Origin of the sequence: Mesobacillus subterraneus (genome assembly GCF_020524355.2) — a bacterium.
Classification (GTDB): Bacteria; Bacillota; Bacilli; order Bacillales; family Cytobacillaceae; genus Mesobacillus; species Mesobacillus subterraneus_C.
On the sequence record NZ_CP129019.1, the window covers coordinates 4,238,625 to 4,258,868 of the forward strand.

At 43.3% G+C, this 20,244-nt stretch carries 28 protein-coding genes; 4 read left to right on the forward strand and 24 right to left on the reverse strand.

All coding sequences use genetic code 11. The features are described 5' to 3' along the window. The first annotated feature begins 62 nt into the window (after window positions 1-62). Window positions 63-695 (forward strand): spore germination lipoprotein GerD, encoded by a 633-nt coding sequence (gene gerD / locus LC048_RS22090; RefSeq protein ID WP_226606588.1) that lies wholly within the window; start codon window positions 63-65, stop codon window positions 693-695. Window positions 696-791: 96 nt separating this feature from the next. Here gerD and LC048_RS22095 read toward each other — a convergent pair whose 3' ends face one another. The 3 genes from LC048_RS22095 to LC048_RS22105 all read right to left on the reverse strand — a co-directional run bounded on the left by LC048_RS22095 (window position 792) and on the right by LC048_RS22105 (window position 3,214). After that, the gene (locus LC048_RS22095) at window positions 792-1,847 is read right to left on the reverse strand and encodes a P-loop NTPase (RefSeq protein WP_226606591.1); all 1,056 of its coding nucleotides are present in this window, start codon (window positions 1,845-1,847) and stop codon (window positions 792-794) included. Between the two features lie 135 nt (window positions 1,848-1,982). Beyond that, entirely contained in the window at window positions 1,983-2,699 is a 717-nt protein-coding gene (gene cwlD / locus LC048_RS22100; RefSeq protein ID WP_226606593.1) for an N-acetylmuramoyl-L-alanine amidase CwlD, read from the reverse strand. 71 nt (window positions 2,700-2,770) lie between these two features. Beyond that, on the reverse strand, window positions 2,771-3,214 hold the full coding sequence (locus LC048_RS22105; RefSeq protein WP_226606596.1) for a YbaK family protein: 444 nt from the start codon (window positions 3,212-3,214) through the stop codon (window positions 2,771-2,773). 258 nt (window positions 3,215-3,472) lie between these two features. Between LC048_RS22105 and LC048_RS22110 the strand changes: the two genes are divergently transcribed. The 3 genes from LC048_RS22110 (at window position 3,473) to LC048_RS22120 (ending at window position 6,877) form a co-directional block, all read left to right on the forward strand. After that, entirely contained in the window at window positions 3,473-4,438 is a 966-nt protein-coding gene (locus tag LC048_RS22110; protein ID WP_226606599.1) for a S8 family peptidase, read from the forward strand. After that, window positions 4,435-5,208, forward strand: a complete 774-nt coding sequence (locus LC048_RS22115; RefSeq protein WP_226606601.1) for an endonuclease I family protein — start codon at window positions 4,435-4,437, stop codon at window positions 5,206-5,208. The genes LC048_RS22110 and LC048_RS22115 overlap by 4 nt, the downstream gene beginning before the upstream one ends. Window positions 5,209-6,190: 982 nt before the next feature. Then, a complete protein-coding gene (locus tag LC048_RS22120) occupies window positions 6,191-6,877 on the forward strand; it encodes a hypothetical protein (protein ID WP_226606603.1) in 687 nt (228 codons plus the stop codon). A gap of 406 nt (window positions 6,878-7,283) precedes the next feature. Here LC048_RS22120 and rpsI read toward each other — a convergent pair whose 3' ends face one another. From rpsI to rpsH, 21 genes are all read right to left on the reverse strand, one after another. Continuing rightward, window positions 7,284-7,676 carry a 30S ribosomal protein S9 gene (gene rpsI / locus LC048_RS22125; RefSeq protein ID WP_023626399.1) on the reverse strand — a complete coding sequence of 131 codons (393 nt, stop codon included), beginning with the start codon at window positions 7,674-7,676 and terminating at the stop codon, window positions 7,284-7,286. A 19-nt stretch (window positions 7,677-7,695) separates the two neighbouring features. Next, window positions 7,696-8,133, reverse strand: coding sequence for a 50S ribosomal protein L13 (gene rplM / locus LC048_RS22130; protein ID WP_167834111.1), 438 nt, complete (start codon window positions 8,131-8,133; stop codon window positions 7,696-7,698). Window positions 8,134-8,307: 174 nt separating this feature from the next. Further along, window positions 8,308-9,072: a tRNA pseudouridine(38-40) synthase TruA gene (truA, locus tag LC048_RS22135; protein WP_226606606.1), complete on the reverse strand. Its 765-nt coding sequence runs from the start codon at window positions 9,070-9,072 to the stop codon at window positions 8,308-8,310. 5 nt (window positions 9,073-9,077) lie between these two features. After that, on the reverse strand, window positions 9,078-9,875 hold the full coding sequence (gene cbiQ / locus LC048_RS22140; protein ID WP_226606609.1) for a cobalt ECF transporter T component CbiQ: 798 nt from the start codon (window positions 9,873-9,875) through the stop codon (window positions 9,078-9,080). Beyond that, the gene (locus tag LC048_RS22145; RefSeq protein WP_226606612.1) at window positions 9,872-10,741 is read right to left on the reverse strand and encodes an energy-coupling factor ABC transporter ATP-binding protein; all 870 of its coding nucleotides are present in this window, start codon (window positions 10,739-10,741) and stop codon (window positions 9,872-9,874) included. The genes cbiQ and LC048_RS22145 overlap by 4 nt, the downstream gene beginning before the upstream one ends. Continuing rightward, window positions 10,717-11,556 carry an energy-coupling factor ABC transporter ATP-binding protein gene (locus tag LC048_RS22150; protein ID WP_226606615.1) on the reverse strand — a complete coding sequence of 280 codons (840 nt, stop codon included), beginning with the start codon at window positions 11,554-11,556 and terminating at the stop codon, window positions 10,717-10,719. The genes LC048_RS22145 and LC048_RS22150 overlap by 25 nt, the downstream gene beginning before the upstream one ends. A 422-nt stretch (window positions 11,557-11,978) precedes the next feature. Then, complete coding sequence (gene rplQ, locus LC048_RS22155) at window positions 11,979-12,341, reverse strand: 50S ribosomal protein L17 (protein WP_041966509.1); 363 nt, start codon at window positions 12,339-12,341, stop codon at window positions 11,979-11,981. A gap of 79 nt (window positions 12,342-12,420) precedes the next feature. Continuing rightward, window positions 12,421-13,365, reverse strand: coding sequence for a DNA-directed RNA polymerase subunit alpha (locus LC048_RS22160; RefSeq protein ID WP_102264870.1), 945 nt, complete (start codon window positions 13,363-13,365; stop codon window positions 12,421-12,423). A gap of 176 nt (window positions 13,366-13,541) precedes the next feature. Then, a complete protein-coding gene (gene rpsK, locus LC048_RS22165; protein ID WP_023626407.1) occupies window positions 13,542-13,931 on the reverse strand; it encodes a 30S ribosomal protein S11 in 390 nt (129 codons plus the stop codon). Between the two features lie 24 nt (window positions 13,932-13,955). Further along, window positions 13,956-14,321: a 30S ribosomal protein S13 gene (rpsM, locus tag LC048_RS22170; protein ID WP_226606619.1), complete on the reverse strand. Its 366-nt coding sequence runs from the start codon at window positions 14,319-14,321 to the stop codon at window positions 13,956-13,958. A 23-nt stretch (window positions 14,322-14,344) separates the two neighbouring features. Continuing rightward, window positions 14,345-14,458 (reverse strand): 50S ribosomal protein L36, encoded by a 114-nt coding sequence (gene rpmJ / locus LC048_RS22175; protein ID WP_003156543.1) that lies wholly within the window; start codon window positions 14,456-14,458, stop codon window positions 14,345-14,347. 34 nt (window positions 14,459-14,492) lie between these two features. Continuing rightward, window positions 14,493-14,711 (reverse strand): translation initiation factor IF-1, encoded by a 219-nt coding sequence (gene infA, locus LC048_RS22180; protein ID WP_019157108.1) that lies wholly within the window; start codon window positions 14,709-14,711, stop codon window positions 14,493-14,495. Between the two features lie 226 nt (window positions 14,712-14,937). Continuing rightward, window positions 14,938-15,684, reverse strand: a complete 747-nt coding sequence (gene map, locus LC048_RS22185; protein WP_226606622.1) for a type I methionyl aminopeptidase — start codon at window positions 15,682-15,684, stop codon at window positions 14,938-14,940. Continuing rightward, the gene (locus LC048_RS22190) at window positions 15,684-16,334 is read right to left on the reverse strand and encodes an adenylate kinase (RefSeq protein WP_226606624.1); all 651 of its coding nucleotides are present in this window, start codon (window positions 16,332-16,334) and stop codon (window positions 15,684-15,686) included. Before LC048_RS22190 ends, map begins: the two co-directional genes overlap by 1 nt. 58 nt (window positions 16,335-16,392) lie before the next feature. After that, on the reverse strand, window positions 16,393-17,688 hold the full coding sequence (secY, locus tag LC048_RS22195) for a preprotein translocase subunit SecY (protein WP_226606628.1): 1,296 nt from the start codon (window positions 17,686-17,688) through the stop codon (window positions 16,393-16,395). Further along, complete coding sequence (gene rplO, locus LC048_RS22200) at window positions 17,688-18,128, reverse strand: 50S ribosomal protein L15 (protein WP_041966516.1); 441 nt, start codon at window positions 18,126-18,128, stop codon at window positions 17,688-17,690. The genes secY and rplO overlap by 1 nt, the downstream gene beginning before the upstream one ends. Before the next feature lie 31 nt (window positions 18,129-18,159). Then, window positions 18,160-18,342 (reverse strand): 50S ribosomal protein L30, encoded by a 183-nt coding sequence (gene rpmD, locus LC048_RS22205; protein WP_023626413.1) that lies wholly within the window; start codon window positions 18,340-18,342, stop codon window positions 18,160-18,162. 13 nt (window positions 18,343-18,355) lie between these two features. After that, the gene (gene rpsE, locus LC048_RS22210; protein WP_102264864.1) at window positions 18,356-18,856 is read right to left on the reverse strand and encodes a 30S ribosomal protein S5; all 501 of its coding nucleotides are present in this window, start codon (window positions 18,854-18,856) and stop codon (window positions 18,356-18,358) included. 24 nt (window positions 18,857-18,880) lie between these two features. Continuing rightward, on the reverse strand, window positions 18,881-19,240 hold the full coding sequence (gene rplR, locus LC048_RS22215) for a 50S ribosomal protein L18 (RefSeq protein ID WP_306048812.1): 360 nt from the start codon (window positions 19,238-19,240) through the stop codon (window positions 18,881-18,883). A gap of 32 nt (window positions 19,241-19,272) precedes the next feature. Beyond that, the gene (rplF, locus tag LC048_RS22220; protein ID WP_102264862.1) at window positions 19,273-19,809 is read right to left on the reverse strand and encodes a 50S ribosomal protein L6; all 537 of its coding nucleotides are present in this window, start codon (window positions 19,807-19,809) and stop codon (window positions 19,273-19,275) included. 32 nt (window positions 19,810-19,841) lie between these two features. Then, a complete protein-coding gene (gene rpsH, locus LC048_RS22225) occupies window positions 19,842-20,240 on the reverse strand; it encodes a 30S ribosomal protein S8 (protein WP_102264861.1) in 399 nt (132 codons plus the stop codon). Between the last annotated feature and the right edge of the window lie 4 nt (window positions 20,241-20,244).

The window sequence follows — 20,244 nt, forward strand, 5'->3', positions numbered from 1 at the left end:
TAACAATTTGTTATTTTACTCATCCTAAAATTAGGGCTGTTTATGTGAAAGGGGAATGGAAGATGAAAAAGATTATAAAATTTATACTCCCTGCAACCTTTTTACTTTTAGCTGCCGGCTGTGCTTCTCCAGCCCAGTCAGCAGGGGAAGTCGATTATGAAGAAACAAAGAAAATGGTTGTCGACATCCTGAAGACTGACGATGGAAAAAAAGCGATTCAGGAAGTCATGGGTGACGATGGCATGAAGGAAAAGTTAATAATGGACCAGCCGGTCGTAATTGATACAGTCGAAAAGACAATGACCTCCGAAAAAGGCATGGAGTTTTGGAAAAAATCCTTCGAGGATCCAAAGTTCGCTGAGAGCGTCGCAAAAAGCATGAAGAAGGAAAATGAAAAACTGTTGAAGGACCTCATGAAAGATCCTGAGTACAAGGGCATGATGATTGAAGTCATGAAGGATCCTGAACTTGAAAAGGAATTAACTAACGTCCTTAAAAGCAAAGAATACCGTGAACATTTACAAAAGGTCATGACAGAAACCTTTGAGAGCCCATTATTCAAAGCGAAGCTGCAGGCATTGATCGTAAAAGCCGCTGAGGACATGCCAACCCAAAAGTCTGAAGGCGGTTCTGAGGAAGGCGGCGGTGGTTCCGGCGGCGGCAATGAAGAAGGCGGTGGCTCTGGAGGTCAATAATGATAATGATTGCATTAGTCTTTGATCAGCCCCGGCAACTGTTTAGCTGAATAGAAAGTAAATGAGCCTCTCCTGCAATCGGAGAGGCTCTATTTATTACTTTCCAAGCATTTGGACAACTTGCTGGGCAATATTTGTGTATAGTGCGCCAATCTTATCGTCTTCCTGATAAATGGATGGTGCAAAGTCTTCTTCATTCCATGTTGGCTGTCCTAATGGCAGTTTGCCTAACAGCTGAGTATTAAGCTCGTCAGCCAGCTTTTCACCGCCGCCTTGTCCAAAGACATATTCTTTTTCCTCAGTCAGCTTACTTTCAAAGTAAGACATGTTTTCAATGACACCGAGGATTTCATGATCTGTACGAAGAGCCATCGCACCTGCACGCGCAGCAACGAATGCCGCTGTCGGATGCGGAGTGGTGACGATGATTTCTTTACATGATGGCAGCATGGTGTGTACATCCAGAGCCACATCCCCTGTTCCAGGAGGCAAGTCTAACAGAAGATAATCAAGTTCTCCCCACTCGACCTCATTGAAGAAGCTGTTCAGCATTTTGCCAAGCATTGGTCCGCGCCAGATGATCGGTGCATTATCCTCCACAAAGAATCCCATAGAGATGACCTTTACTCCGTGTCTTTCAACCGGAATGATGCTTTCTCCTCTTACGACAGGACGCTTTGTGATGCCCATCATATCAGGAACACTGAAACCGTAGATGTCAGCATCAACAAGTCCTACTTTTTTCCCTAAACGAGCTAGTGAGACAGCAAGGTTAACAGAAACAGTAGATTTACCTACTCCTCCTTTTCCGCTTGCAATCGCGATGAATGTTGTTTGGCTATTTGGAGACAGCAAGCCTTCCTCTTCTTCAGGAGCCGCTGTCTGGAATTTTGATAGAACTTCGGCAGGCAATTCAAAGAAACGCAATCCTACAGATGCCGCTCCAGCGCTTTTTAAAATATTGACAATTTCCGTTTGCAGCTGCAGTTGTTCTGCAGTACCAGTTTTTGCGATACCAATTTTAACGCTTACATGGTTCTTCTCTTCTTTAATCTTGATCTCTTCAATTGCATTTATCTCTTCGAGTGTTTTATGTAAAAATGGTTCCTTAAGGTCTTTTAAACTTTCGCGTACCTTAGCTTCAGTTAACATAATGACACCTTCCTCTGTAAAAATTTATCTCCATGGACAGTATAACATATTGATAAAACTCCTAAGTGTTAAACCTATCACACATTTCTCGAAGATATTTTTTCCATAAAGAAAAGAAGGATCCAGGACCCTTCTTTATTTTTCCCAAAATTTCTGTTCGTCTGTAAAGTATCTTAGCATGCCTTCATAAATTGAGGCTGCAACTTTTTCCTGATAAGCCTCATTTTTTAGGTTTTCAGCTTCCTGCGGATTGGATAAGAACCCTATCTCGACCAGTACCCCAGGTTTATTTGTATGCTTCAATAAATAGATACTGTTCGCAGCCTTTGCATCGCGATCAGTGTTTTCCAGATTGCGGCGCATTTCATCCTGGATAAGTTTCGCTGCTCGTTTGTTCTCTTTATAATTCGTAGAGTAGAATGTTTGCGCCCCTTTCCATTTGGAGGATGGGATCGCGTTCAAGTGTATCGTTGCAAAAAAATCTGCTTCAGAATCATTTATCAAATCCAGCCGCCTTTTTAAGTCCTGCACCTTCCGCTTGCTGTAGCCTTTGAGTCCTTTATCCGCGAGGTCGACATCTGTCTCACGGGTCATGACAACAAGGGCACCCTGTTGTTGCAGGTAATCCCGTAATTTCAAGGTAACGTTAAGCGCGATATCTTTTTCAAAGGGTTCCTCTTCTCCTGCCCCCGGGTCGACCCCTCCATGTCCTGGGTCTAAATAAATGATTTTTCCTGAAAGCGGCAGGTTCCAGGATTCCCAGGAGTCATGTTCAGTAAAATCATACTGCAATATAAGGAACAGCACAGCAAGGCCGGCTGCAAATAATCCTATCTTGAGTTTCTTCATCATGTTCTAAACCATCCTTCCAGCTAGTCCTGATAATAAACTATATGGGACAGGTCAATGGTTTAGAACTTTTGCTAATGCAGCCTCATTTTATATTTCTTTTCACCCTTCATGAACCCTTCTCTCCACCAGCTGTCAACATACTGTTCGCACAAGTAATAAAGCTCTTCTGACCCTACTCCTTCTTCACCCTTCCCCCAAAAAAGGAAAAAGTTATATAAGGTGTCTATCAAATGCCGCTCTTCTTTTTCACAGCGGGGCTTAACCCCCTCTATCGATTCACCGAAATATCCAAAACGGCTGAACTTTGCACCGAGTAAATAGGCTTCAATCGCTACATCATAACAAGCTTCTTCGATTCCTGAATTCATGATGAGATTCGAGGTCAGCCTTGATGAGCCAAAATATTGTTTCACCCTGGCTTGCAGGATGTTGATTGATAATTCACGGAGCATGGACCGCTCGTATTTCACTTGTTGTTGTTTTCTTTTATCTATAAATGTCGTTACGACGTTCAAAGTAATCTCACCCCTTACAAAGTAGTGTTCAACCTTCGTAAGGGAGTAATGCAATTTTGACCGACGATTCCTTTTCCAGTTTTCTCAAACGTTTACTGAATAAAATTCACGCCTTGTTATTAGGATGAAATGCCCAAGTATGGATATCTGCTTCTAGTAAATACCCTACTATCGGTCCTGTTCAATAATAGTCAGAATTGTTAGACTTATTATTACAACTAGAACTAGCTTCAATTTTATCTCTAAGGAGGGAAAGAAATGGAGCATTGTGTTCGCGTTATTCCTTATACCCTGATTGATGAAGCTGACGAAATCAAAGAGGTGCCAAAAGGTGTTGAGTTGATTCAGGCACCCAAGCTTTGGAACGAAACGAAAGGAATGGGAATGAAGGTTGCTGTTTTGGATACTGGCTGTGAAATTACACATCCTGATTTAAAGGACAGAATTATTGGCGGAAGGAATTTTACCGATGACGACCGCAGCAACCCGGATCTTTATACTGATTATAATGGCCACGGTACACATGTGGCAGGAACGATTGCTGCCCAGGAAAATGGGGCCGGCGTTATCGGCGTTGCACCCGAGGCTGGGCTGCTGATTGTAAAAGTGTTGAACAAGGCTGGTTCAGGCAAATATGACTGGATTATCAAAGGTATTCATTATGCCATTGAGCAGGAAGTGGACATTATCTCCATGTCGCTGGGTGGACCAGCGGATGTTCCTGAATTGCATGAGGCGATACAAGCTGCGGTTAAAAAGAACATCCTTGTCGTATGTGCCGCTGGCAATGAGGGAGATGGCGACGATTCTACCAATGAATTTGCCTACCCTGGTGCTTATAACGAAGTCATCAGTGTGGGAGCAATAAATCTTGACAGAGGTTCATCCGATTTTACCAACTCAAATAATGAAATTGATCTCGTGGCTCCGGGTGAGCGGATCACCTCAACCTACTTGAATGGAAAATATGCGACCTTGAGCGGTACTTCAATGGCAGCTCCTCACGTATCCGGTGCCCTGGCACTGATTAAAACATATGCAATAGCCCATTTTGAGAGAGATCTGACAGAACCTGAATTGTATGCGCAGCTGGTCAAACGGACTGTGCCGCTCGGCAATTCGCCTAAGCTTGAAGGCAATGGCCTCGTTTATCTGACTGTTCTGGATCATCTAGCTGAAATCTTTGACCAAAGCTTTAAAACGATGGTCATGGATGCGATATGATTCTTTCGGCCAGTGAGGCTTACATTTATAACATAGAGAATAAAACGTATTATGATGCAGACCTGGACGGTGGATTACGCGATACGTATTACTGTGATATTGCTTTTACAACGGAAGAACTTCATTCCCTGCTGGTCAGGACTCATTCCTCCCATTTAAGGTATTCGCCGCATGAGTATGTTTATCCGTGGGTGGATTTGCAGGAAAACCTTCAGTTGAAGAGTCTGTACTCTGGACAGGACTTAGACCCGGTGGAGGTGATTGAAGAGGATTTGCGACTCATCAAAACTTTAAGTGAAGGAGGATTTACAGCGTATACCGAAGTTCTTTTCAATACAGAACATGTTGTGCCACAATCTTGGTTTGATGGCGATGAGCCAATGCGAGGCGATCTCCATCACTTGTTCGCTTGTGAGCCTGGATGCAATAGCATGAGGAGCAATCTTCCGTATCATGATTTTCAGTCTTACGATCCCGGTTTTGCTCTTTCAGGAATCAGGACAGGCTGCGGCATGGTGGAAGCAGGGAAATTCGAACCCGAGTATGGGAAAGGAATTGTCGCGAGAGCGGTGTTTTATTTCACTGTGAGATATATGAATGTTATCAAGCTCGGTTCTCAGATGGACTTTAAGCTTCTGATTAACTGGCATCATGAATATCCTGTTTCGCTATACGAAAAGCATCGGAATGCAGCAATCCAAGAACTACAGGGGAATCGAAACCCATTCATTGATTTTCCGGATTTAGCTGGGGAGATGCTTGACTTGTAAAAGAAAAACCGCCTGAAAGCATGTGCTAAACCGTTCCGTTTTGAGGTGCATATGTCGAAAATGGCACAGTAAATGGCGTGGGAATAGTCCACGTCATTTTTTCCTATTGTGCCAGCATTTATAAGCCATTTCATTACAAGTTAGCACCTGCAAAATGATATTAAATGCCATTGACAATGTTTGTTTACACTGTCAATTTTATGACCAGTTCGGAAGTCAATTTAAGGGGTGCATTCTATCAACATTACATTCATGTATAGCCAGTATAAGGATGAACATGGAATTTCACTTTATTTTTTTCTTCAACGAACGGAGCAGTTAGCGGAAGATGGATTTTTTCTAAAACAAGGAAAGACTTACACTTAATTGAGTAACAAACAATCCTAGAAATAAGCGGAGAATATCCGGTTAAACTATATGTATAGCTCGGTAAGGGGTAAATAAGCGGAGGTTTTCCGGTTAAGCAAGTGCGAATGCCAATTTTTTATGTTTTTCAAGAAAATAGACGGAAATCTTCCGTCTATTTAAGCTGTTTTCCATGCCATTTTTTAAATAAGGGAAGTTTCTCCGCTTATTTATCAGCCACTGGTGACCACCTCACCAGGGTCCGTTCTTTTTGGTGTGGAATAAACAGGTGCTTTGTTGAATAAGAACCATTATATTTCGGATCCGAAAATACATTAAATTAGAAAAATGGCGTGTCAAAACTGAAGTCAGTTTACACGCCATTTATTGTCATTTAAAAGACATGCACCCTAAAACAGAACGGTTTAAGCATGTGCTTAGGCGGTTTTTCTTCTTGTATGAGGATTATATTGATAACACCTCTCTTTTTACCCTTTTTCACTCCATTCTCACATTTTTAGGTATTGCAGGCTTTCATCACGCTGGTACAGCAACTACCTCCAATATGATTTTCCTTTAATTTAAAGTGGACAAAAGGGCAAGCTAAACCTGAATACAGATGAAGGGATGGATATCTATGTCTATGGAATGGTTCGATCGTGTCGTTGGAGAGTTGCAGGATCATCTAGAGTCTATTTGTGAAAAGTATGATCAAGAAGGCCAAATGGCGATTGAAAGAGGCTCGAAGCATCCAAGGATTCAGTTCTTTGTGGATTACGCTGATGGCGAAAGAGACTATTTCTATATATTATATTTTGATCCGCATAACGACGAATTCTATACAGAAACCATTGATGAAGATTTGGAGCAGCCGGCGCGTGTCATTCTTTCAGATATTGATGATATTGTCGACGCGGTTCACGAAGGTTTTCATGATTACATAAATGATGATGAGGACGACCTCAATGTCGTTTATGCAACAGAAGATGATGACACGCTATATTATGAAGATGAAGGAATCGATGATGAGCTATATGTGGCTGAGTTTATAGACGATGACGATATTTTTGAAGAAATCAATGTTGAGTGGGAGACACCTGAGGTCACAGCATTTTTAAAAGAGGATGAAGTTGAGGTTACTTATCAGTTCGGTCTGGTTGAGGAGACGGGTGACGGAGTTCTTCGCCGCATTAACAGGATATGGACCGAGGATGATGAAATGATTAAAGACGAAACTAATTTTATTTTCACCAAAGAAGAAGCTCCAACCATCATCGCAATGATTGCAAGCAACATGAATTCGATGCAGGGATATAATGATTAAACTACTGAGTCGGGGGCATAGAATGATGCCTCCGCTTTTTTAGGGTTTCGTTCAATTTGTTGCTTTTCATCCATGTCATGAGTAGATTTAGGAATTTATTATTAAAATTACTCTTAAAAATTATGCTCCGACTTTACTTTCGCTTTGAATGGAATAAAATTTGCGATGTACACACCAATCAACGCCTGTATTTTTAAGTTTGGAAGTTTTTATTGGCGATTTTCACAACTATATTGGTGATTTTCGGATTTTATTGGCGATAATCATCTACATATTAGCGAAAATCAGTTTTTATTGGCGACTTGGAAATTCCGGGCGTTTTTTTTTTCAGTTTTCAAAAACAAGAATCTGCATAAAAAAGACCCCCAACCCAAAATGGTTGAGAGCCTTTCGGAAGCGCCAAAAATTAACGCTTTGAGAACTGAGGTGCACGACGAGCGCCTTTAAGACCGTATTTCTTACGTTCTTTCATACGAGCGTCACGAGTCAGTAAGCCAGCACGCTTAAGTGTTGGACGGAATTCTGGGTCAGCTTGAAGCAATGCACGAGCGATACCGTGACGGATTGCGCCAGCCTGGCCAGTGTATCCACCGCCATTTACATTAACGTGGATATCGTAGCTTCCTACAGTTTCAGTAGCAACAAGCGGCTGCTTAACTACTTCACGTAGAGCTGCGAATGGGATATAGTCTTCGATTTCACGATCATTGATTGTAATTTTTCCAGTGCCTGGTACTAAACGAACTCGCGCAACGGAGCTCTTACGACGACCGGTACCGATATATTGAACCTGTGCCAAGTTAATTACCTCCTCTTAATTATCCGCGAAGTTCGTAAACTTCAGGTTGTTGTGCTTGATGTGGATGCTCGTTACCAGCATATACATGAAGCTTTTTAAACATTTGGCGTCCAAGAGAGTTCTTTGGAAGCATGCCTTTGATTGCAAGTTCAAGCATCTTTTCAGCGTAGTTCGTACGCATTTCAAGAGCTGTTCTTTGCTTCAATCCACCTGGGTGCATTGTGTGGCGGTAGTAGATTTTGTCAGTCAGTTTCTTACCAGTAAGTTCGATCTGAGAAGCGTTGATGATGATTACGTGATCACCAGTGTCAACATGTGGTGTGAAAGTTGGTTTATGTTTACCACGTAGAATAGCTGCAACTTCAGTTGAAAGGCGACCAAGAGTCTTGCCTGCAGCGTCAACTACGTACCATTTACGCTCGATATTGTTGGCATTTGCCATAAACGTTGTACGCATGAGTTTCCCTCCTAAATAGTCAAAAAAAAATCAAGTTCATTTTGGTATATTTTCAAACACGATAAAGCTCTTCCGGGGCTGATCGTGGGTTTAAAATACATACATATGATATCTTAACCTGTGGTTGAGAGATTGTCAACACCAGGATTAGTTGTCATATCATTTTTTTAAAATTTATTTTCGAATTGCTAACTCTTTTTCGTTATAAAAGACCTTCCACAAGTACAGTCCATGTCCAGGGGCAGTCTTGCCCGCCCTGGTACGGTCCATGTCCTCAAGCAGCTGCAGCATGCTGTTTGGTGCTCTCCTGCCTGCCCCGACCTCCAGTAATGTCCCAACCAGGATTCTTACCATATTGTACAGAAAGCCATCACCGACAAACCTTAATACCAGCAGACCGTTCTCCTCGTAAAAATCGATTTCCTTCAAGGTTCTTACCCTGTCCTCTACTTCTGTTCTGGCTGAGCAAAAACTAGTGAAGTCATGTGTCCCTAACAACTGTTTGCTAGCTTCTCTCATTGCCTCAAGATCGAGTTCATACTGGAATTGGTAAGCATAGTTGCGCTGGAAAGGGTTCCGATGCTTTGACAGCAGCAAGAAATAACGGTACTCCTTGCCGACGGCATCAAAGCGTGCATGGAAATCGGATTCCGCTATATCTACTGAAAGAACGGCAATTTCATCAGGTAATAATGAATTAAGCGCTTTTAGCCACCTGGCAGGCTCAATTTCAAGCGTTGTGTCAAAATGGATGACCTGACCGCGGGCATGGACTCCTGCGTCTGTACGGCCTGACGCATTGACCCTGATGCTTGTACCCTTGTTCAGCCTTTCAAGGGTCTTTTCCAGCTCACCCTGGACAGTCCTTTTTCCTGGCTGAACCTGGTAGCCAGAAAAACCTGTGCCATCGTATGAAATTGTGCATTTGATTCGCGGCATAGTGATTACCCTCTTAAAACGAATAATAGAACCGTGACAGTAGCCAGGAATAAAATCATCATAGTATCCGGCATACCCCAGTTCAGCTGGCGGTATTTCGTGCGTCCTTCGCCGCCCTTGTAGCCTCTTGCTTCCATTGCGACCGCCAGTTCCTCCGCCCGCTTGAACGAACTGATGAACAAGGGAATCAGCAATGGAACAATCGCTTTGATTCGGTCTTTGATCGGACCGCTGTTATACTCTACTCCCCTGGCCGTTTGAGCCTTCATGATTTTGTCTGTTTCCTGCATGAGCGTCGGAATGAATCTAAGCGAAATCGACATCATCAACGCCAGCTCATGGACGGGGAATTTAAATTTCTTCAAAGGATTCAGCAATGTCTCCAGTCCATCAGTGATTTCGATTGGCGTAGTAGTCAGGGTCAATAGTGACGTGATCAAAATCAGCAGCAGGAACCTCAATGAAATGAAGATACCTTGCCTGAGACCTTCTTCATATATTTGCAGCCATCCCAACTCGAAGATGACATCGCCTTCTTTTGTCATGAAGATATGGAGCAGGAACGTGAAAATCACCAGAAAAAATACTGGCTTGAGCCCGCCATATAAAAACCTAAGCGGGATCCTCGAGAGTCCGACCATAATAAGCGTATAAGCAGCTAACACTCCGTACGTCATCACATTGTTCGCGATAAATACGACTATCACGAAAAGGAATACGATGATCAGCTTGGAACGCGGGTCCATCCGATGAAGGATAGAGTCTCCAGGCACATAACGACCAAAAATCATTTTCTCCATCATTTTGGAACGCCCCCTTCCAGAAACTCTGCCACCATTTCGGCGAGTTCATCCTCGGAAAGGCTGATTTTGCTAAACTTAGTATTGAAGGCTTCTTCGATCCTCAACTGCAAGCCAACTACTTCCGGTACATCCAGCCCCAATTCCATCAAAGCCTTGGGATTTGAGAAAATCTGTTCAGGCGTGCCTTTTGTAAAAACTTTTCCATGGTGCATGACAACGATATCATCCGCATAGCGGGCAGCATCTTCCATACTGTGGGTAACAAGAACAGTAGATAAATTTCTTTTTTTATGAAGGGAATAAAATAAGTCCATGATTTCTTTCCGTCCTCGTGGATCCAAACCTGCAGTTGGCTCGTCCAATACGATGACCTCCGGCTCCATTGCCAGAACTCCGGCAATGGCTACACGGCGCATTTGTCCGCCTGAAAGATCGAACGGTGATTTTTCAAGGATTTCTTCGGGTAAACCGACCAGGTTGATTGCGGCTTTTGCCCGTGACTTCGCTTCTTTCTCCGTAACGCCAAAATTCATCGGACCAAACATGATATCCTTTTCGACAGTTTCCTCGAATAACTGATGTTCCGGGAACTGAAAGACAATCCCCACCTTCTGGCGGACACCCTTCAAGTTCTTCTCTTTCCGTCCAGCCTTGATTTCCCTGCTGCCGATCAGAACAGAGCCTTTTGTCGGCTTCAAAAGAGCATTCAAGTGCTGCAGCACAGTTGACTTGCCTGATCCTGTATGACCAATAATGGCCAGGTACGTTCCTGAAGGTACATCGATCGATACATCTGAAATCGCGAGACGCTCGAATGGGGAATCAGCCTGGTAACGATATTCTACATTTTTGAGTGAGATGTCCATAATTCCGTCACCAGCTCTTCTTCTGTCAAATATGATTTCGTAAGTTCAATTCCTTTTTCACGCATGATTTTGCTCATTTTTACAGGGAAGGGAATATCCAGACCCAGATTAATCAGCTCTTCATCCATTTCAAAAATTTCCTCGGGAGTTCCTTCACGGTATAGCTCCCCTTTGTTCATGACGATGATCCTGTCCGCTTTTGCTGCTTCTTCAAGGTCATGGGTGATTGATACGACCGTTATGTTTTCACGATCCTTCAACTCACGGATCGTTTTGATTACCTCTGCACGGCCTCTTGGGTCAAGCATGGATGTTGCTTCATCCAATATAATGATCGACGGCTGCAGTGCCAGCACACCAGCAATGGCAACGCGCTGTTTTTGGCCGCCAGACAGATGGTGCGGCTCTTGATTTAGAAAGGTTCCCATATTGACTTTATCAAGTGAAGTCTGCACGCGCTCTACCATTGTTTCTCTAGGTATACCGTGATTTTCCAGACCAAAAGCCACATCATCCCGAACCGTTGTTCCTACAAACTGGTTATCAGGATTTTGAAAAACCATTCCTACATTTTCTCTTACATCCCATACTGTATCCTCTGACAAAGTGACTTCGCAAACCTCAATCGAACCTTGCTGCGGAAATTGAAGGCCATTCAATAGTTTTGCAAGTGTGGATTTGCCAGAACCGTTATGCCCGACAATCGCCAGCCATTCTCCTTCAAAAATATCAAAACTGATGTCTTTTAATGCGGGAGTCTGCTGCCCTTCATAACTGAAAGATACATTTTCTATTCTAACTAAGGGTTTATTCATCTCCGCCCTCCTCTCAACTCTTCTTAACTGGCTCTTCTCTTTGTATTTACTTTTTTATAATATAAAAATTCGTTGCATATAAAAAAAAGCCTGCACCTCTCCCCAGGCGGAAGCGATCCGCAAACTGCAGGTCCTATTAGGACCGGGGGGAGAAGTACATGAGCTAGACGAGACAGGCAGAACAGCTCCGATTATCAATAGATGAAGCAACTATCGATAACCGATTCAGGAGAGTCCTGAAGTAACCGGCCGATGGGGCCAGTGAACTCTTCTTTCCCAATGGCCTGCGCATCATAACGCTCGTTTTTGGCTTGTGCTGCTTTTTTAGTTTTAAAAGAAATTGACCCTATATAGCAAAAAAAGGGGATGAAACAAGTTTGTATAAACTGTCCATCGCCCTTGTTTGAGTGTTTAATGGGGTATTAAACTAACTCGATAATTACCATTGGCGCACCGTCACCGCGACGTGGTCCAAGTTTCATAATACGAGTGTATCCACCTTGGCGCTCTGCATAGCGTGGAGCGATGTCAGCGAATAGTTTTTGAACTGCATCCTGGTTTGTTTCAGCGTTTGCAACTTCGTTACGAACCCAAGCAGATGCTTGACGGCGAGCATGAAGGTCTCCGCGCTTTCCAAGAGTAATCATTTTCTCAACAACTGAACGAAGCTCTTTCGCACGTGTTTCAGTAGTTTCAATACGCTCATTGATAATCAAATCAGTTGTTAAGTCACGTAGCATTGCTTTACGCTGGGCACTTGTGCGTCCTAACTTTCTGTATCCCATGAGTGTTTCCCTCCTTTGTTGAAGTCATAAGCCGGCAGTATTAGTACTGACAGCAAAATGCCTAGTTAATCTGCATTAACTAGTCATCTTTGCGTAAGCCTAAGCCTAGCTCTTCTAGTTTTGCTTTTACTTCTTCTAGTGATTTTCTGCCTAGGTTGCGAACCTTCATCATATCTTCCTCTGTCTTGTGAGCAAGCTCCTGGACAGTGTTGATACCGGCACGCTTTAAGCAGTTATATGAACGAACAGAAAGATCGAGTTCCTCAATTGTCATTTCCAGAACTTTTTCTTTTTGGTCTTCTTCTTTCTCTACCATGATCTCAGCATTTTGAGCTTCATCAGTCAAGCCGACAAAAATGTTCAAGTGCTCAGTCAGGATTTTAGAACCTAGTGCAATTGCTTCCTTAGGACCTGTGCTGCCATCTGTCCATACGTCAAATACCAGCTTGTCATAGTTCGTCATTTGCCCTACGCGAGTGTTTTCTACTTGATAAGATACGCGTGAAACCGGTGTATAGATTGAGTCGATAGGAATGACACCGATCGGCTGGTCTTCCCGCTTATTTTGGTCAGCAGGATTGTATCCGCGGCCTCTTCTTGCAGTCAGGCGCATACGCAATGAACCTTTGCTAGAAAGAGTAGCGATATGAAGATCCGGATTAAGGATTTCAACATCACTATCATGCGTGATTGCAGCTGCAGTCACTGGACCCTCGCCCTGTAAATCGATTTCAAGTGTCTTCTCTTCATCAGAGTAGATTTTCAACGCTAATTTCTTAACGTTTAGAATGATTGATGTTACATCTTCTACGACGCCTTCAATTGTTGAGAACTCATGAAGTACTCCATCGATTTGAATCGATGTGACAGCTGCACCTGGGAGTGAGGATAATAGGATACGACGTAAGGAGTTACCCAAAGTTGTACCATATCCACGCTCAAGCGGTTCTACGACAAACTTGCCGTACTTGGCATCATCGCTGATCTCAACCGTTTCGATTTTTGGTTTTTCTATTTCGATCATCAAATATACCCTCCTTCAAAACGTCGAAACCCCGGCAGGTTCTTTACCTTACCGAAATTCCCCCATGTATACGTTCCCGTTTGTGCACAACAACTGGATTAAAGATTTCTGTATACCTAGAAAATATTTGTATCATATCCCATTATAGACAGGACTACAAATTCTATACAGAAAAATTAAACACGGCGACGTTTTGGCGGGCGGCAACCGTTATGTGGAACTGGAGTTACATCTTTAATTGCTGTAACTTCAAGACCTGCTGCTTGAAGAGCACGGATTGCTGCTTCACGGCCAGCACCTGGTCCCTTAACAGTAACCTCAAGTGTTTTCAAACCATGTTCCATTGAAGTTTTAGCCGCAGTTTCTGCTGCCATTTGTGCTGCGAATGGAGTGGATTTACGTGAACCCTTGAAACCAAGCGCACCTGCACTAGACCATGATAATGCATTACCATGTACGTCTGTAATTGTTACGATAGTATTGTTGAAAGTTGAACGAATATGCGCAACTCCACTTTCAATATTCTTTTTGACGCGGCGTTTGCGTGTATTAGTTTTACGAGCCATTTAAATGTTACCCTCCTTTACGGATTATTTTTTCTTGTTAGCTACAGTCTTACGTGGGCCTTTACGAGTACGTGCGTTGTTCTTCGTGTTTTGACCGCGAACAGGCAAGCCACGACGATGACGCAAGCCACGATATGAACCAATCTCCATTAGACGCTTGATGTTTAATGAGATTTCACGGCGAAGGTCACCTTCAACCTTTAACTTGTCAATGATATCACGGATTTTGTTAAGTTCTTCTTCAGTAAGATCGCGAACACGAGTGTCTTCAGTAACACCAGCTTCAGCTAGAACCTTCTCAGCAGTTGGTCTGCCGATTCCGTAAATGTATGTTAAAGCAATAACTACACGCTTTTCACGTGGAATATCTACACCAGCAATACGTGCCATCTAGATGCGCACCTCCTTTAAAATTATCCTTGTTTTTGTTTATGTTTAGGGTTTTCACAGATCACCATAACTTTGCCTTTTCTGCGAATAACTTTACATTTTTCGCAAATCGGCTTAACAGATGGTCTCACTTTCATTACTCTAACCTCCTTGATAGTACGGAGTCACGGTTTATTTAAAGCGGTAAGTAATTCTTCCGCGAGTCAAATCATATGGAGAAAGCTCAACTGTTACTTTATCTCCAGGCAGGATCCGAATGAAGTGCATTCTGATTTTGCCGGAAACATGAGCCAACACTGTATGACCATTCTCTAATTCTACCTTAAACATTGCATTAGGCAAAGTTTCTAATACTGTGCCTTCAATTTCAATTACATCATCTTTCGCCATAAACTGGTCTCCCTTCTTTATTCAAATCGTATTAAATCAAATACTCCGCGTTGACGGAATGTAGCTTCCTATTTGTGACACGTTCTAAGCAGCAAGTAATTGAGAATATCATTGAGAAAAACTCAACCTTATGATTATAACATAAAGCTGGCATCCCGTCCGCATAGAAATCACATTTCCGCCTATTTAAAGACTAAAAACAGATCCAGACGGTCAATCACTGTAATCAGACTTTGGTTAAAATCTCATAACCAGTCTCTGTGATTGCGATTGTATGCTCAAAATGGGCACACATTTTACCGTCAACCGTTACAACAGTCCAATCATCGGCTAACGTATTAACATAGCGGCTTCCTGCATTCACCATCGGTTCTATGCATAGAACCATACCAGGCTTCAGCCTAGGTCCTCTGTTAGGAGGTCCGTAATGAGGAATTTGCGGGTCCTCATGCAATTCTTGCCCAATTCCATGGCCGACATACTCACGAACAATAGAAAAGCCTTCTGATTCCACATACGTTTGAATCGCATGGGAGATGTTCGAAAGACGTTCCCCTGGCTTGGCTTCTTTCAAGCCTGTGAACAACGACTCTTCAGTCACGTCCAATAGACGCTGGGCTTGCTCATCAATCTTTCCTACCGGGTAAGTCCATGCAGAGTCCCCGTGGTATCCGTTGTACTTTGCTCCGATATCGATACTGATGATGTCCCCATCTTTCAGAACCCGTTCGCCAGGTATCCCGTGAACTAGTTCGTTATTAACAGATGCACAGATGCTGCCGCGAAAACCATTATAACCTTTAAAAGAAGGACTTGCACCTTGTTTGCGGATGAAATCCTCGGCAATGGCATCCAATTCTTTAGTTGTAATGCCAGGAGCAATATGCTTTTTCAACTCCTGGTGAGTCATCGCTACAATGCGACCTGCTTCTCGCATAATCTCTATTTCACGAGAGGTTTTACAAACGATCATTAATTTAAGCCCCCAAGCAATCCTTCGATATCAGCAAAAACGACATTAATGTCTTGCTGACCGTTAATATTGCGTAGGTAGCCTTTATCTTCATAGAAGTTCAACAGAGGCTTTGTTTGCTGGACATTTACATCCAGACGGTTTTGAACAGTTTCGGCATTATCATCAGCGCGCTGGTAAAGCTCGCCGCCACAACGGTCACACACGCCTTCCTTTGCAGGAGGGTTGAACACAAGGTGGTAGGTAGCGCCGCAGTTCTTACAAATCCTGCGTCCTGTCAGACGTTCCATTAAGATGCTTTGATCAACATCAATGTTAATGACAAAATCAATTTTCTTTCCAAGATCAGCAAGCATAGTGTCCAGAGCTTCAGCTTGGGCTACTGTGCGTGGGAATCCATCCAAGAGGAATCCTTTTTCACAGTCAGCTTTGCTTAAGCGTTCACGGACAATCCCGATTGTAACTTCATCAGGAACTAGCTCTCCTTTGTCCATAAATGATTTTGCCTGTAATCCAAGTTCCGTTCCTTCTTTGATAGCTGCACGGAACATATCTCCTGTTGAGATATGAGGGATGTTGTACTTACCAACAATTTTATCGGCTTGCGTGCCCTTCCCGGCACCCGGAAGCCCCATCAGAACCAAATTCACAAGATTTCCCCCCTCAGTCTCTATTAAAGAATCAGGGAACTAATGAGTCCCCTAAATCTTATTTTATAAAGCCTTTATAATGGCGTTTTACAAGCTGAGCTTCAAGCTGCTTCATCGTTTCAAGCGCAACGCCGACTACGATCAGCAAGCTTGTTCCGCCAATCTGCACGGATTGAGGCAGACCAGCAAATTGAATGAAAAATACTGGCAGCACAGAGATTACTGAAAGGAAAATCGCGCCGACGAATGTCAGGCGGTAAAGAACCCTAGTCAGGTACTCCTGTGTGTTTTTGCCCGGCCGGATGCCTGGGACATATCCACCTTGCTTCTTCAGGTTTTCGGCAACCTGTTCAGGATTCACCTGGATGAACGCATAGAAATACGTGAACGCAATGATCAATGCCACATAGACGATCATACCGATCGGCTGTGTATAATCAAACGTCTTCTGAATCCAAAGTGTCACATCATTTGTGCCGAAGAACTGAGCGATTGTCGGAGGCGTAACGATAAACGAAATCGCAAAGATGACCGGGATGACACCAGCAGCATTCACTTTCAAAGGAAGGTGAGTGTTCTGGCCGCCAACCGCGTTGTTTCCTGCGCTCATGCGTTTAGCGTATTGAATTGGTATCTTACGTGTTGCCTGCTGGATGAAAATAACACCCACAACGATTGCAATAACAGCCAATAGAATAAGCAACATAGTCACAATGCGCAGGAACAATGCGTCCCCAGCATCAGAGAACTGCTGTGCATAAATCTGGTTGACCATTGTCGGAATACCAGCAACGATACCTGCAAAGATAATGATTGAAATACCGTTCCCTACGCCTTTTGCAGTGATTTGCTCGCCGAGCCACATTAGAAATGCAGTTCCGGCAGTCAAGACCGTAGCAATCAGCAGGTAAGTAGCGATACCGGCATTCTGGATCAATAATCCGCCTGCCATATTGTTAAAGCCATAAGACATACCTAGTGCCTGGATAAAACCAAGAACGATCGTGAAATAGCGGGTAAACTGAGCTAATTTACGGCGTCCGACTTCTCCTTGTTTGGACCATTCGGTAAACTTTGGCACAACATCCATCTGCAAGAGCTGGATGATGATTGAAGCGGTGATGTACGGCATGATTCCCATCGCGAAGATGGAGAAGTTCTGCAGCGCACCGCCACCGAAAGTATTCAGCACTCCGAAGACACTCATGTCATCCTGTGCTTTTAAAATATCTGCATTTACGTTCGGTACAGGAATAAATGTACCGAGACGAAATACAATCAACATTAAAAGGGTGAAGAGAATTTTATTTCTAATTTCACCCACGCGCATAAAATTGGAGATTGTCTGGAACATTAAATCACCTCAGTTTGACCGCCGGCAGCTTTGATCGCTTCTTCGGCTGCAGAGGAGAACTTATGAGCTTTAACAGTTAGTTTCTTTTCAAGGCTTCCTTTAGCAAGTACTTTAATACCCGCTAATTCTTTCCTGACAAGACCTGTCTCAATTAAAAGTTCTGGAGTCACTTCAGTTCCATCTTCGAATACGTTCAAAGCATCAAGGTTAACGACTGCGTACTCTTTGCGGTTGATGTTCGTGAAACCGCGTTTCGGCAAGCGTCGGAATAAAGGAGTTTGACCACCTTCAAAACCAGGGCGTACACCGCCGCCAGAACGAGCGTTTTGACCTTTATGACCTTTACCAGCAGTTTTACCTTGACCAGAACCGATACCACGTCCTAGACGTTTACGTTCTTTACGGGAACCTTCTGCAGGTTTTAATTCATGAAGTTTCATGTTGGCACCTCCTTATTTTAAAAAGGATAAATTATTTTTCGTTTACAGTTACAAGGTGAGAAACTTTGTTGATCATGCCGCGGATTGCTGCATTATCTTGTTGCTCAACTGTTTGGTTCATTTTACGTAAGCCAAGAGCCTTAACTGTTTCGCGCTGATCTTGCGGACGGCCGATCAGGCTGCGAGTGAGGGTAATTTCTAATTTGTTAGCCATTTGATTTCCCTCCTTAACCTAAAAGTTCTTCCACAGATTTACCGCGAAGCTTCGCTACTTCCTCTGCACGCTTAAGTTGAGATAGACCTTCAAGAGTTGCACGAACCATGTTGATTGGAGTGTTAGTTCCAAGTGACTTAGACAGAATGTCAGCAACACCTGCTAATTCTAGTACCGCACGAACTGGTCCGCCAGCGATAACTCCTGTACCTTCAGAAGCAGGCTTCAGAAGGATTTCACCAGCACCAAAGTGTCCGATAACCTGGTGTGGAATTGTAGTACCAACCATAGGTACTTGGATTAGGTTCTTCTTCGCATCTTCGATAGCTTTGCGAATCGCTTCAGGTACTTCTTGTGCTTTACCAGTACCCATCCCGACATTACCGTTTTTATCTCCTACTACTACAAGAGCAGAAAAACGGAAACGGCGTCCACCTTTAACAACTTTAGCAACACGGTTAATCGTAACTACGCGTTCTTCAAGTTCAAGTTTGTTTGGATCAATACGACGCATCTTTGTATGTCCCTCCTTTTTTTATTAAAATTCTAAGCCGTTTTCGCGGGCAGCATCAGCTAGTGCCTGGATGCGGCTATGATAGAGGTATCCGCCACGGTCAAATACTACTGACTTATAACCTTTTTCCACAGCACGCTTAGCGATCAATTCACCGATTTGCTTTGCTGCTTCAAGGTTGTTGCCTTCAACATTAATTTCTTTATCTAAAGTAGAAGCACTCGCTAGAGTTACTCCCTTTACATCGTCGATTAGTTGAGCATAAATGTGCTTGTTAGAACGGAACACATTTAGACGAGGACGAGCTTCAGTTCCGCTAAGTTTCGCACGGACACGACCGTGTCTTTTACGGCGAGTAGCGTTTTTATCAGCCTTCGTAATCATTTACGTCACTCCTTTCGTTAACCTATGCGGCATTACTTACCTGTTTTACCTTCTTTGCGGCGTACATATTCGCCTTCATAACGAATACCTTTGCCTTTGTAAGGCTCTGGTGGACGTACGTCACGGATGTTAGCAGCCAATGCGCCAACACGCTCTTTATCAGTACCTTTAATAACGATTTTCGTATTAGAAGGAACTTCGATTTCAAGGCCTTTTTCTGCCTCGATTTCAACTGGATGAGAGTATCCTACGTTAAGTACAAGCTTGTTACCTTGCTTAGCTGCACGGTAACCGACACCTACTAGCTCAAGACCTCTTTCGAATCCTTTAGATACACCCTCAACCATGTTAGCAAGAACCGCACGAGTCGTACCGTGCAATGCACGATGTTCTTTGTTATCAGTTGGACGAGCGATGTTGATTACGTTCTCTTCGATCTTGATTTCGATGTCAGAGTGAAAAGTACGAGACAATTCACCTTTTGGTCCTTTTACTGTTACATGATTATTATCAAGAGTAACAGTAACACCAGCTGGAATTTCAATTGGTTTTTTACCTACGCGTGACATTTGTTGCACCTCCATTCATTCAGAAAAATCTATTACCAAACGTATGCTAGAACTTCTCCGCCCACTTGCTTAGCGCGAGCTTCTTTGTCAGTTAAAACGCCGTTTGAAGTTGAAACTAGAGCAATACCTAAACCGTTAAGTACACGTGGTACTTCAGTAGATTTTGCATAAACGCGAAGTCCTGGCTTACTGATTCTCTTAAGACCAGTGATAACACGCTCGTTGTTTGAACCGTACTTCAAGAAGATACGGATGATACCTTGCTTATTGTCTTCGATATATTCAACGTCACGCACGAAACCTTCACGCTTAAGGATCTCAGCGATTTCTTTTTTAATGTTAGAAGCAGGTACTTCTAATTTTTCGTGACGAACCATATTCGCATTACGAATACGAGTTAGCAAATCTGCAATCGGATCTGTCATGACCATTTAA